Origin of the sequence: Streptococcus oralis (assembly GCF_003942875.1) — a bacterium.
Taxonomy (GTDB): Bacteria; Bacillota; Bacilli; order Lactobacillales; family Streptococcaceae; genus Streptococcus; species Streptococcus oralis_BX.
Genome location: NZ_RMVK01000007.1, coordinates 48858 through 61706, shown reverse-complemented (window position 1 = coordinate 61706; position 12849 = coordinate 48858). Strand labels below are relative to the sequence as shown.

Here is a 12849-nt window from a genome sequence, read left to right as displayed (position 1 = left end):
TAACTTTTTCTTAATCCTTTTTAATTTTAGGAGATTATACTAGAGTCATCAAAAAAAAGAAAACTCTAAGGAGAATCCTATGAAATTCAATCCAAATCAGAGATATACTCGTTGGTCTATTCGCCGTCTCAGTGTCGGTGTTGCTTCAGTTGTCGTAGCTAGTGGCTTCTTTGTCCTAGTTGGTCAACCAAGTTCTGCACGTGCTGATGTCGTCAATCCGACCCCTGCCCAAGTCGTGCCAGACGCTGCTTCGGTGAGTGAAAAGAACGACTTACCAGCAGAGGTTCTCAAAAAAGCAGTCGATGTAGCTCTTCCTTCAGAACAAGCAGACTCAGCACCTAAAGCAAGTGTGGATACGACAAGCTCTTCAGAAAAAGCGGACGCAACTGCTAAAGAGCCGGCAGTAGCGCCAAAAGAAGAAGTGCAAGCACAACCTGACTCTAAGAAACAAACAGAAGATGCAGTTAAACCTGCGGAAAGTCCTGCGTCTACAGTTTCTGGACAAGACCGTGAAGCCAGTGAAGCGCAACCAGCGACCACCCCAGCTGAAGTGCAAAAAGGTGTGGCTGACAACACCAAAGACACAGTAGATGTCCCAGCTAGCTACCTTGACAAAGCCAATTTCCCAGGTCCATTCACAGCTGGTGTCAACCAAGTCATTCCATACGAATTCTTCGCTGGTGACGGCATGCTGACTCGTCTTATCTTGAAAGCATCCGATAAGGCTCCATGGTCAGACAACGGAACAGCTAAAAATCCCGCTCTCCCACCGGTAGAGAAATTGGGCAAAGGCCTTTACTTCTACGAAGTGGATTTAGCAGGGACTCAAGGTAAATCAGATAAAGAGCTGCTTGACCTCTTAAAACAAAACGGCACTCAAAGCTATAAAGCTACTATCAAGGTGTACGGTGCGAAAGATGGCAAACCTGACTTAACTAATCTGGTAGCGACTAAAAATTTGGATGTTAATTTGAATGGCTTAATCACTCCAGCTGAAGTCCAAAAAGGTGTGGCTGACAACACCAAAGATACAGTAGATGTTCCGGCTTCTTACTTGGATAAAGCTAATTTCCCAGGACCATTCACAGCTGGTGTCAACCAAGTCATTCCATATGAATTCTTCGCTGGTGATGGCATGTTGACTCGCCTTATCTTGAAAGCATCTGATAAGGCTCCATGGTCAGACAATGGTTCAGCTAAAAATCCCGCTCTCCCACCAGTAGAGAAATTGGGCAAAGGTCTTTACTTCTACGAAGTAGACTTGGCCGGCACCCAAGGTAAATCTGATAAAGAGCTGCTTGACTTGTTGAAACAAAACGGCACACATAGCTATAAAGCTACCATCAAAGTGTACGGTGCGAAAGATGGCAAACCTGACTTAACTAATCTGGTAGCGACTAAAGATTTGGATGTCAACTTGAATGGTTTGACCACTCCAGCTGAAGTGCAAAAAGGTGTGGCCGACAACACCAAAGATACAGTAGATGTCCCAGCTTCTTACTTGGATAGAGCCGATTTCCCAGGTCCATTCACAGCTGGTGTTAATCAAGTCATTCCATATGAATTCTTCGCTGGAGACGGCATGTTGACTCGCCTGATCTTGAAAGCTTCTGATAAGGCTCCATGGTCAGACAACGGAACAGCTAAAAATCCCGCCCTTCCACCAGTAGAGAAATTGGGCAAAGGTCTTTACTTCTACGAAGTGGATCTAGCAGGCACCCAAGGCAAATCAGATAAAGAGTTGCTTGACCTCTTAAAACAAAATGGTACACAAAGCTATAAGGCAACCATCAAAGTGTACGGTGCAAAAGACGGCAAGCCTGACTTAACTAATCTGGTAGCAACTAAAGATTTGACTGTTAATTTGAATGGTTTGACTACACCAAATCAGGTCAAAGAGTCTGTTGTTAACAATGTCAAAGACATGATTGATGTTCCAGCTAGCTACCTTGATAAGGCTAAGGTTCCTGGACCTTTCTTGGCCGGTGTCAACCAAGTTATTCCATACGAAGCTTTTGGTGGAGATGGTATGTTGACTCGCCTCTTGTTAAAAGCCTCAGACAAAGCTCCATGGTCAGACAATGGAACAGCTAAAAATCCTGCCCTATTGCCACTTGAAGGCTTGGCTAAAGGTCAATATTTCTACGAAGTGGATTTGAATGGCAATACGGTTGGCAAAGATGGTCAGGCCTTGCTGGATCAACTTCGAGCTAACGGAACCCATACATATCTAGCTACTGTTAAAGTCTATGGATCTAAAGATGGCAAACCTGATTTGACCAATCTGATTGCTACTCGTCAAGTAACGATTCAGCTTCGTGGAAAAGAAATGGCGACAATACCATCTCAACAAGGTCAGATGAATACGAAGCCTTCTGAAACAGGCTCTACAGGTACGACTGAGGGTATGATGGGTACAAATCACCATATGTCAGATATGAAAGTCGATCAACCAGCTTCTAGCCCAATGGCTAATATGATGAAAAAAGATGATAAAGCGATGTTACCAAATACTGGGGAAGCTAAAACAGCTACAGCTGGCCTTGGTATCTTTGGTCTAGCCTTGGCAGGTCTTGTTGGACTTTTGGGTTTGACAAGCAAACGAGAAGATTAAGATTCAAATCACTTAAACATTAGAGAAAATAGTGTTATACTAAAGCAAGTATAACACTGTTTTTATCGAAGGAGTGTCAGATGAAAAAGACAATTTTGCTGGTTGATGATGAAATAGATATTCTAGATATTCAAAACCGCTATCTTATACAGGCAGGTTACGACGTTTTGGTCGCCCATGATGGCAAGGAGGGATTAGAGCTTTTCAGAAAAAAATCTATCGACCTCATTATCACGGATATCATGATGCCCAATATGGATGGCTATGATTTTATCAGTGAAGTTCAGTATATCGCTCCGGATCAACCCTTCCTCTTTACAACTGCTAAGACAAGCGAACAGGATAAAATTTATGGCTTAAGTTTGGGGGCAGATGATTTTATAGTCAAACCCTTTAGCCCACGCGAATTGGTTTTAAGAGTGAATAATATCTTGCGTCGCCTTAGCCGTGGAAGAGAGACAGAACAGATCGAGTTTGGTGACTTGGTAATCAACCATGTGACTCATGAGGTTCGCATTGGGGAGCAACCTTTGGAATTGACAGTAAAATCCTTTGAACTTCTATGGATATTAGCCAGCAATCCCGAGAGAGTCTTTTCAAAGACGGAACTTTACGAGAAGGTATGGCAAGAGGACTATGTGGATGATACCAATACACTCAATGTTCATATCCATGCTTTGAGGCAAGAGTTGACCAAGTATACGAATTCAAATGCTCCCGCTATCAAAACTGTCTGGGGTTTGGGCTATAAGATGGAAAGACCAAGAGGTAGAAAATGAAATTAAAAAACTATATTTTAGTGGGGTATCTAGTGTCGACTCTACTAACGATTTTGGTCGTTTTCTGGGCAGTCCAACGGATGTTGATCGAGAAAAGTGAAGTTTACTTTCTAGTTGGAATGACCTTGATTGCTAGTTTCATTGGCGCTGCAGTGAGCATCTTTCTTTTGTCGCCAGTGTTCTCTTCTCTGAAACATTTGAAAAAACAAGCTCAGGATATAGCAAGCAAGGATTTCAGCACAGAAATTGAAACCAAGGGACCATTAGAATTTCAAGAGCTTGGCCAGGCTTTTAATGACATGTCCCACAATTTGCAAGCTACCTTTCAATCACTTGATGAGAGCGAGCAAGAAAAGAGAATGATGATTGCGCAACTCTCTCACGATATTAAAACTCCCATTACCTCCATTCAGGTTACTGTGGAGGGAATTCTAGATGGAGTGATTAAGGAAGAGGAACGGCTCCACTACTTAACCACGATTGGTCGGCAAACCGAGCGTCTAAACAAGCTAGTGGAGGAATTGGATGTTCTGACTCTTAACACCCAACCTCAAGATACTGCTGATGAAGAAGTCGAAGAGGTCTTTTTAGATCAGCTGTTGATTGAGTCAATGAGTGAATTTCAACTCCAGATTGAACAAGAGGAGCGAGATGTTTACATTCAAGTATCACCTGAGTCGGCGAAAATCAAGAGCCATTCTGACAAACTTTCTCGCATTTTGGTTAATTTGTTAAACAATGCCTTTAAATATTCAGAACCAGGAACCAGAATCGAGGTTCTTGCCCAATTAACAGAACAAGAGCTGACAATCAGTGTGAAAGACGAGGGTCAGGGGATTCATCCTGAGGATTTGGAAAAGATCTTTAAACGACTTTATCGTGTGGAAACTTCGCGCAATATGAAGACGGGTGGGCATGGCTTAGGTCTTGCGATTGCACGCGAACTAGCCCATCAGCTTGGTGGCGAAATCACAGCAGAAAGTCAATATGGCTTAGGAAGCAAGTTTACATTCAGCCTTAATTTGAAATAAAGGCGTAGTAAGTGTCTAGTGTTTTGAGGTAAATAGAAAATATTGAGTTAACGGAAAATTCCGTTAGCTCTTTTTTGTGTTTTGGGAGGTAAAATTATGAGACGAAAAAGTAAGGAGAGAATTTCAAGAGAGATGATAATCCAGTTTTTGATGAAGGAAACAGGTTCAACACGAAAAGAAATAATAGCAAGTATAGAAGAACTTGAGGCCTTTGGATTGATAGGATTTAACATGAACGGTGACTTTAGACTGAAAGAGGTGTAATTGATGAGACAAATTCAGTTTATTAGTGCCAGCCATTATCAGACATCTGATCGCTTTTATGCCTTACCAAAGGTTTTGTTTGAAAATCCTATTTATGAAGATATGAGGTTAGATGCAAAAGTCGCTTATGTTATGCTTAAAGATAGACTAGATCTTTCTTTCAAGAACAATTGGATTGATGAAGATGGAAATATCTATTTGGTATATTCTAACTCTAATTTGATGAAGATCCTTAACTGTTCAAAATCTACCCTATTAAGAATTAAGAAGCAACTCACAGAGTATGGATTAATTCATGAGGTTCAACAATCTACAAGTAAATCAGGAAATCTAGCTAATCGAATTTACCTTGGTCTCTTACAAGATGACACAGTTGCTAGAATGGTTGATAAATCAAGTGATTTCAAATCTGACACTAGGGGGGTGTCAGATTTATACGGGGCTGGTGTTCACACCAAAGACCAGCTCAAGGCTATTATCGCCGAATTGAGTTAATAGCATAGCCAAAAAATCGTTACATGTCGTAACGATTTTTTCATTTAGCCGATGACAGTAAAGGTCATACAATTTTGGGAAGAGCAAGTATACTATCATAGTGTGCAAAATACTGAAGAAGTGTTTGCTCAGGCGTTTCCCTATAACTTATCATAAGCGCTTATTGTGAAATGTGCAAAATTTCAAATGTTGGTAGTTGTGTGTCGGGTTTATTGGTATAAAAAGTAAAGATACATTTTTTCCATTTATCAGGATTGAAAATAACGGCTTTGCCACTTTCGTTGTTTTGCATTTGCTCGTGAATGGTAAAGGATTTTAAACTTTCAGATGCTTCTATATCAATGACTTCTAATGTAGCATATTTACTTGAGTCAAAATGATCAGATATTTCGACTGATGAAGTTATTCCGATTTCAATATTTTGCCAGCCAAACGAATTTAAAATATGATCAAAGTAACCATCAAATATGAATTTTGTCATTCCGTTGGTATTTTTCCAAATATATAGCGGACAGTAACTGTTAAATAATTGGCCTTCAGATTTTTCAGAGATTAAATAAACTTTGAAAAACAAATCGTCGAATCCATCCATCAAATGACCTGTATTTCGGACACGTTGTCTAATGATATCCATATCATAATCTGCTGGTAATTTTATAGTATATTGCATTGCTTGCATTGCGGTACCTCTTTTCTAATTAACTATTCACAGTATAAATGATTTATATCATGTTGAATAATACTTAAAAATGATATAATTATCACAAAAAGTGATAAGGTGTTTTAAATGAATTTTAATGATATGAGCATTTTTGTGACGATCTATGAGACAAGATCAATAAACAAAAGTTCAAAGATCTTACAATATGCACAATCTAATCTCAGCGCTAGATTGAAAGTGCTTGAAACTGAATTAGATACGAAATTATTTTACAGAAAATATAATGGTTTAGTCCCGACAGAAAGTGGAGACTTATTTTATCAATTTTGTAAGGAAACTTCTAACAATTTAGAGAAATTAAAAAAGAAATGTGAAACCTCGAAAATATCCATCTTAATTTCAGAATTGTTATTTAATCACGATATTAATAATTCACAAACAATTGATTTGAATAAAAGTGAGATCAATATCCAAAAAACTTCGGATATACCAATCATTGCTCATCAGGAAGACTTTGATAAAATTTTTTGCTTTCAAAAAATTGAAAAATTAAAGCATTATGATGAGATTATCGGGCATATCGAGTCAGTTTATGCTTGTTCGAGCAATATAAAGGCTACTGAGGAAATGCCTATATTCGTTAATAAAGATAAAAATTGCCCTTTTAGAAAACAAAGCTTAATGAAGTTTACTCATTTAAAATCAGTTGTAGAAATTGATTCTTTTGAGAACATTATCAGCTTAGTTGAAAACGGGAAAGGAATTGCACTATTGCCTAAATGGCTAAATAAGAGAGCGAATATCAAGCCATACGACCAAGACATCGTTCTTATCCCATTTTATCAGTATGAAAAGCAGAACCAAAGCAGGTAGCCCATTTAGAAGAAATGCTAATGCTATGATGAAAAATCATTTGACAAACATTATAAGTTATTTTATAATAAGTACACTTACATTAAAAGGAGTATCATAATGGAATTTAGTTTTAGTTTAAACATAAGAGCAACAAAAGAGGCTGTATGGGCCTATTATGAAAATATTGAAAAGTGGTATGATTGGGAAGAAGATTTAAAAAATATTACATTAAAAGGTGGATTTGAAACGGGTTCATACGGAACTATGGAACTCGAAGGAATGCCCCCTATGGAATATCAGCTTACACTTGTAAAACCTCTTGAAGAATTTTGGGATAAAACGGCAACTCCATTCGGTGATATTCTTTTTGGTCATCAAATTATTGAGAATAATGATGGCACTGTAAATGTAAAACATACTGTATCTTTGGATAGTGAAGACAAGCAACATCTAGAATTTTTAAGTCAAGTCTTTTCAGATGTTCCTCACTCTATTTTTATTCTAAAAAACCACTTAGAAAGATAGAGGGAGTGCTGTTTGTTGACACTGTAATATTAAAATAATTTAGTTCAACTGATAAATCCCTTTACAAATCTAGCTTTTCATGGTACAATAGCCTTTGTGTGAAATAGCAGCAGGAAAGCATGAAGCTCGTCAACAGGTGTCTTATGACAAGTAACCTTGGCTGTTTAGGCGAAGGGCATCTGCACGAATCAGGGCTTTCTAAGTGACTATTTCCACCGAAATATTATTTATATCAGGAGGACATACACATGTCACGTTATACAGGACCATCTTGGAAACAAGCTCGTCGCCTTGGCCTTTCACTTACAGGTACAGGTAAAGAATTGGCACGTCGTAACTACGTACCAGGACAACACGGACCAAACAACCGTTCTAAATTGTCAGAATACGGTTTGCAATTGGCTGAAAAACAAAAACTTCGTTTCACTTACGGTGTAGGTGAAAAACAATTCCGTAACTTGTTCGTACAAGCTACAAAAATCAAAGGTGGAATCCTAGGTTTCAACTTCATGCTTCTTTTGGAACGTCGTTTGGATAACGTTGTTTACCGTCTTGGACTTGCGACTACTCGTCGTCAAGCTCGTCAATTCGTAAACCACGGTCACATCCTTGTTGACGGAAAACGCGTTGATATCCCATCATACCGCGTAACTCCAGGTCAAGTGATCTCAGTTCGTGAAAAATCATTGAAAGTTCCAGCAATCCTCGAAGCAGTAGAAGCTACTCTTGGACGTCCAGCATTCGTATCATTCGACGCTGAAAAATTGGAAGGTTCATTGACTCGCTTGCCAGAACGCGACGAAATCAACCCAGAAATCAACGAAGCACTTGTCGTTGAATTCTACAACAAAATGCTTTAATTTTAAGAAATATCTTACGAAAAGCCTACAACAGTGGGCTTTTTGCTTTGTCTTAAAACGTTGATTTCTGGGTTTGTTCAGTTATAAACTTTTTAGTGAAGTTTCGTAGAATGAGACGGCATTTTTTGCGTTCTCTTTTGAGAGGTGACTGTATATATCCATAGTCATAGATAATTGAGAATGTCCTAAACGATGCTGGAGATCCTTGTAAGGTATGCCAGAGTTAAGCAGTAAACTAGCGTGGGTATGACGGAAACCGTGAAAGCCAATGTTAGGAACGTCAGCATGTTTGAAGTGGGTTCTTAACCTGGTTTGTAAGGTTCGATTATTAGAGTACTCATTTATGAAGTCAGAAGAGACTACAGTTTCAGAGCGTCCAAGTTGCCAAGCCTCTTGTATTTGCCTACGTTTATATTGCTTGAGCATAGCGACTGTTTGGCGGTCTATATCTATATCACGATAGCTAGACTTTGATTTTGGGCTATTGATTTCTTGATTATAGTTTAGAGTCTTTGTGACGTGGACAATGGCATTATCTAAGTCGATATCAGACCATTCAAGCGCTAGAGCCTCATTGATATGATAATCGATTTCTATATACCAAAAATACCTATCGAGTAACTATAAGGTCAGCGCGAATCAAATACTTTCGCTTCATTCTTATGGTAAGTTGAATTAATAAAATAATTATGATATTCTTTTTCTATAAGGAAAAAATTAAAATGATTTTAAGATAGTTTATTTAGAAAATTAGTCAAAATTTTTTCTAATTAATTTGGAAATCATTAACAAGGGGGATATTATGGCTGAAAGAATAATACATCAAGCTGATCTTCGTGAAATCGAGAAAAGTTTGCGCTCTATCCATGAAGGATTACGAACAATTGATGCTAGAGTTGATGTAGCAAACGAAAATCTTCAAATCGTTTATGATGAAATTGGTAGTTTAGCACAAGAATTTCATGAATTTGTGAATATCCAACAAAAAGCTAATAGATTAGGACAAGCTGAAACTCGACTGGTAAAAATACGTCAGGAAATTGAGAAGAAATACGGACATTATGATATTGTTCGTCGTACTACCACAGGGATTTTACAAGCTGATGATTTAGGAATTGTCAAAAAGGAAACAATCAGCACTGCAACAGAAGAACTAATGATATCAACTCCAGGCTACTGGCTTGCTCCATGCTTGGTTGCATTAGCAGCATGGATAAATAATCAACCCGAGTTAGCTGAAAAAGCAGTCAAGGAAGGGATTAAACGAAACGATGAAAAAACCTCCCTTTTCTTTGCCTTAATTTGTAGAAGAGCTAACAGAAAGAACGCATGCCTTAAGTGGACTCAACGTTATCTAGCTAATCAAGATGAAGAAAATCTCGACAGAAATTCGATAATTATCTTAGATGCTTTTGCGAGTGGACTCTTGGGAGCTGATACCGAAGGAGTCATCTCACGTCAAATGAATGAATGGCTCAGTCGACTTGAAGAAAAACCTGGTTTTACTGAACAGCAAACAGAACAATGGTCCGAAGCCATTAACTTAAAAAGAAGAGAACTAGATGAAGATTTATACCCTAACCTAAGAAAATATAGTAATAGTTGGCCTGTTCTAGAGGATATTTTAGAAGGTGCTCATCTCCATGAACAAATATTAAACTATCTAACTGATATTTTTGAGAAAAAAGGGTCTACAGAAAGCGTCAAAGAACAATTAGATGATATTTTAGACACACTTGTGACTGATTTTGATAACGAGGAACTAGCTCTTCGAAAACAAGAAAAATTCGAGCAGTTTGTGGTTGACTTTGGAGGAGATGACAACCGTGCTCATCAAAACATGGATATTGAGGTGACTGCATTTGAAACCCATAAAGACTTCACCCAGTTGCTTACCGATGCAGCAATGAAACCCGAATCTTCTCACTCAAGTATATCAACCCAAAAATTTGCATTGGCTCTTTCTCGTGATTGGGTAACAAACGCTTATAATGACGTTACTGCAAAAAATCGCATGAAGATTCCTTACGAAATTGAAATTAATGTGGATACTTTTAATGATAAATCAACAGATGGCCAAAACGAAAACGAGTTGATTGAAAAATTCAATTCTCAGATTGACTCTGAAAAAGAACAAACTTTGTCAAACTACTTCCCAAGTTTATTTGATAAATTCCTTTTGTATGGTGGTATAGCTATCGGAGTAATCGGTTTAATGATGATTTTTGGGAATATTTTCTTAGGTTTAATAGCTATTATAGCAGGGATTGTTATGGTTCTTAAGCATAAATCTAATATTGAAAACATTGAAACGAATCGCAAGAAAATTGAAGAACAATACGAGAATAAAAGAGTGAATGGTGAACAAATTATAAGAGCTACTCTAGCTGAAATTGTAGACTTTAGAATTGAATTCGCAGAGAAAGATGCTGAAAGCACTAAAGTTCTTGATTTCCTCGAACAAATAAGACCTGAACAATATGTAAACAAGTTGGCATCGTCTAATAGAAAGATTAAAATTTGAGGAGGTAATTGACATGGATGAAAAATATAAAGGCGATAGTAAGCTATCATCTAATAACACCACTCCATTTAAGAGCATTAATACTGAAGAAGATATCACTGAAGAACCTATGAGCGTGTTTGCTGAGGGACTCCCTTCATGGGATATTGTGCCCCCACAATTGCTAGTCAGAAGGAAACGGCAAAAATAATGAATAAACCACAAACATATGCAGAATGGGTAAATGTCTTAGCTATTTTTAAAAACAAAGATGATGATGAAACAGTTTTAAAAATGATGAAATCTGGAACTATCGAATGGCAATACGGTGTGGCAGAACGTTTCTCAACAAAGTTAATTGACGCTGTTAATTACCGTATGAATGTAGCTTCAGATAAGTTTCAAAATGATTTACTAAAATCCCAAGGATACGAGGGAGCTATTATTCAAGCAATTCTTTCTTTGAGAAAAGAAATGACGTTCTTAGCTGAAGCAATCAATCTTCCTGTAATTCCGGATAAAGAGCGACAACACTACTTAAATCTCGTTATAGAACAAGCTAATAGTATGCAAAAATCTTTAGAAGAATCTGCAAAACAGGATCGAAGCGGGAAAATGTCAAGTATTATTAGAAATCATAAAATTAATTCTTTTTTAAATAAAGGTGAACAGTAAATGAGCAATATAGTAAAAAGCAAAGAACTTCTTACGAGATATTCACTTGCAAGAATTCCTTTTATTGCTATCAATACCATTGAGCCAAGTAGAACATTAGATATGTTAAAGGAAATATCTGAAGAATTACAACTTCCGTTCAACGTACATACTCTCACCAAAGGTGTGTATGATCTTAGTTCTGGTAAGAATGTTAACGATGATAAATCTGTTTATGGTGCAATAGATTACATGACGGACCAAATGCAAAAGAAACAATACCAAACTATTGTACTGACAGAAGTTCCGGATCTTAGTAATGAAAATAGCGATTCTAAACAAGTCTTAGCACTGGTCAATCTAGCCAATGAAACTGGAGGCGTTGTAATAGTTTTTACCAATACCCCTATTTGGAATCAACTTCAACGGCAAGGTATGACAGTAAAAATAGATTTACCTAACGAAGAAGAAATGTACTCAATAATTCAAGAATACATTGACGACTATAGAAACGATATCCAGATTGAATGGGACAACTCCGATATTCGAGAAGCTGCAGCAGCTCTCAATGGGGTAACTAGAATTGAGGCGGAGAACGTTATCGCTGCTTTGATTGCAAATAAGTGCATAAGAAAATCTGATTTAGATGAGATAAGATTTGCAAAAGATCGCCTATTCTCTGATATCTCTGGTCTAGAAAAAATCGTTGTAGATGATTCTGTAAAGGATGTCGGAGGACTTGAAGGATTAAGGAAGTGGCTTAATGAAAAGAAAGAACTACTAACTCCCGAAAAGAAAGATATGTTACGTGAGAAAGGATTGCAACCACCTAGAGGAATACTCCTAGTAGGTGTCCCTGGATGCGGAAAATCTTTATCTGCTAAATCAATTTCCGCTAACTGGAAACTTCCATTATATCGTTTAGATTTTGCAACGGTTCAAGGAAGTTATGTAGGTCAGTCTGAACAGCAACTCAAAGATGCTCTAACTACCGCTGAGAATGTATCCCCATGTATTTTATGGATTGATGAAATAGAAAAAGGACTATCAGGAGCTACTGGAGGCGCTAATGATGGCGGTGTATCTACTCGTATGGTTGGTCAATTCTTATTCTGGATGCAAGAATGCAAAAAACAAGTTTTTGTAGTTGCAACAGCTAATGATGTGTCTATGCTTCCATCAGAACTTCTTCGTCGAGGAAGGTTTGATGAGTTATTCTTTGTTGATTTACCTACTGCAGATGAGCGTAAAGAAATACTTGCTTTGTATTTTAAAAAATACTTAAGTCTAGAATTTGAAGGAGAGTTTGCTGATAATATCATTCAAATAAGTGATGGTTTCACTGGTGCGGACTTAGAATCGACAGTTAGAGATTTAGCTTACCGAGCTATCGCTAATAACAATTTTATTCTCAACGAAGAGAATATCATGAATGCTTTCAATAATGTAGTCCCACTCTCTCAAACTAGCCCAGAAAAAATTGAGGCTATTAGAGATTGGGGGAAAGAAAGAGCTGTTCCTGCATCTGGAAAACCAATCGGTGGAGAGGGACTTGTTCATAAACAAAGTGGACTTAAAACAAGAAAAGTACTTGTTTAATAAGTTCAT

Annotated in this window: 13 protein-coding genes and 1 pseudogene; 12 read left to right on the top strand and 2 right to left on the bottom strand. The window is 37.7% G+C overall.

Going from position 1 to position 12849, the window contains the following annotated elements:
• The first annotated feature begins 79 nt into the window (after positions 1–79).
• The 5 genes from D8844_RS08510 to D8844_RS08495 all read left to right on the top strand — a co-directional run bounded on the left by D8844_RS08510 (position 80) and on the right by D8844_RS08495 (position 5183).
• Positions 80–2614 carry an SSURE domain-containing protein gene (locus D8844_RS08510; RefSeq protein ID WP_125423380.1) on the top strand — a complete coding sequence of 845 codons (2535 nt, stop codon included), beginning with the start codon at positions 80–82 and terminating at the stop codon, positions 2612–2614.
• An 80-nt stretch (positions 2615–2694) separates the two neighbouring features.
• The gene (locus D8844_RS08505; protein ID WP_000751229.1) at positions 2695–3393 is read left to right on the top strand and encodes a response regulator transcription factor; all 699 of its coding nucleotides are present in this window, start codon (positions 2695–2697) and stop codon (positions 3391–3393) included.
• Positions 3390–4424: a sensor histidine kinase gene (locus tag D8844_RS08500; protein WP_000769394.1), complete on the top strand. Its 1035-nt coding sequence runs from the start codon at positions 3390–3392 to the stop codon at positions 4422–4424. Before D8844_RS08505 ends, D8844_RS08500 begins: the two co-directional genes overlap by 4 nt.
• A 96-nt stretch (positions 4425–4520) precedes the next feature.
• Complete coding sequence (locus D8844_RS10415; protein WP_185757681.1) at positions 4521–4688, top strand: hypothetical protein; 168 nt, start codon at positions 4521–4523, stop codon at positions 4686–4688.
• 3 nt (positions 4689–4691) lie between these two features.
• Positions 4692–5183 (top strand): replication initiator protein A, encoded by a 492-nt coding sequence (locus tag D8844_RS08495; protein WP_125423377.1) that lies wholly within the window; start codon positions 4692–4694, stop codon positions 5181–5183.
• A gap of 160 nt (positions 5184–5343) precedes the next feature.
• Here D8844_RS08495 and D8844_RS08490 read toward each other — a convergent pair whose 3' ends face one another.
• Positions 5344–5862, bottom strand: coding sequence for a DUF4865 family protein (locus D8844_RS08490; RefSeq protein ID WP_003074627.1), 519 nt, complete (start codon positions 5860–5862; stop codon positions 5344–5346).
• Positions 5863–5970: 108 nt separating this feature from the next.
• Here D8844_RS08490 and D8844_RS08485 point away from each other — a divergent pair, with 108 nt between their 5' ends.
• The 3 genes from D8844_RS08485 to rpsD all read left to right on the top strand — a co-directional run bounded on the left by D8844_RS08485 (position 5971) and on the right by rpsD (position 8084).
• Positions 5971–6717 carry a LysR family transcriptional regulator gene (locus tag D8844_RS08485; RefSeq protein WP_125423374.1) on the top strand — a complete coding sequence of 249 codons (747 nt, stop codon included), beginning with the start codon at positions 5971–5973 and terminating at the stop codon, positions 6715–6717.
• 99 nt (positions 6718–6816) lie between these two features.
• Positions 6817–7224: an SRPBCC family protein gene (locus tag D8844_RS08480; RefSeq protein WP_000395829.1), complete on the top strand. Its 408-nt coding sequence runs from the start codon at positions 6817–6819 to the stop codon at positions 7222–7224.
• A 248-nt stretch (positions 7225–7472) separates the two neighbouring features.
• Positions 7473–8084 carry a 30S ribosomal protein S4 gene (gene rpsD / locus D8844_RS08475; protein WP_000092756.1) on the top strand — a complete coding sequence of 204 codons (612 nt, stop codon included), beginning with the start codon at positions 7473–7475 and terminating at the stop codon, positions 8082–8084.
• 81 nt (positions 8085–8165) lie between these two features.
• Here the strand turns inward: rpsD and D8844_RS08470 are convergent.
• A pseudogene (locus D8844_RS08470) lies at positions 8166–8666 on the bottom strand (site-specific integrase); the annotation flags it as partial.
• Positions 8667–8886: 220 nt separating this feature from the next.
• On the opposite strand from D8844_RS08470, the gene D8844_RS08465 reads away from it, so the two are divergent.
• Genes D8844_RS08465 through D8844_RS08455 form a run of 4 tightly spaced genes read left to right on the top strand, consistent with a single transcriptional unit; the run spans position 8887 to position 12840 of the window.
• On the top strand, positions 8887–10608 hold the full coding sequence (locus D8844_RS08465) for a hypothetical protein (protein ID WP_125423371.1): 1722 nt from the start codon (positions 8887–8889) through the stop codon (positions 10606–10608).
• Positions 10609–10621: 13 nt separating this feature from the next.
• The gene (locus D8844_RS10410; protein WP_000343799.1) at positions 10622–10798 is read left to right on the top strand and encodes a hypothetical protein; all 177 of its coding nucleotides are present in this window, start codon (positions 10622–10624) and stop codon (positions 10796–10798) included.
• The gene (locus tag D8844_RS08460; protein WP_001039967.1) at positions 10798–11262 is read left to right on the top strand and encodes a hypothetical protein; all 465 of its coding nucleotides are present in this window, start codon (positions 10798–10800) and stop codon (positions 11260–11262) included. Before D8844_RS10410 ends, D8844_RS08460 begins: the two co-directional genes overlap by 1 nt.
• On the top strand, positions 11263–12840 hold the full coding sequence (locus tag D8844_RS08455; protein WP_125423368.1) for an AAA family ATPase: 1578 nt from the start codon (positions 11263–11265) through the stop codon (positions 12838–12840).
• Positions 12841–12849 lie beyond the last annotated feature (9 nt).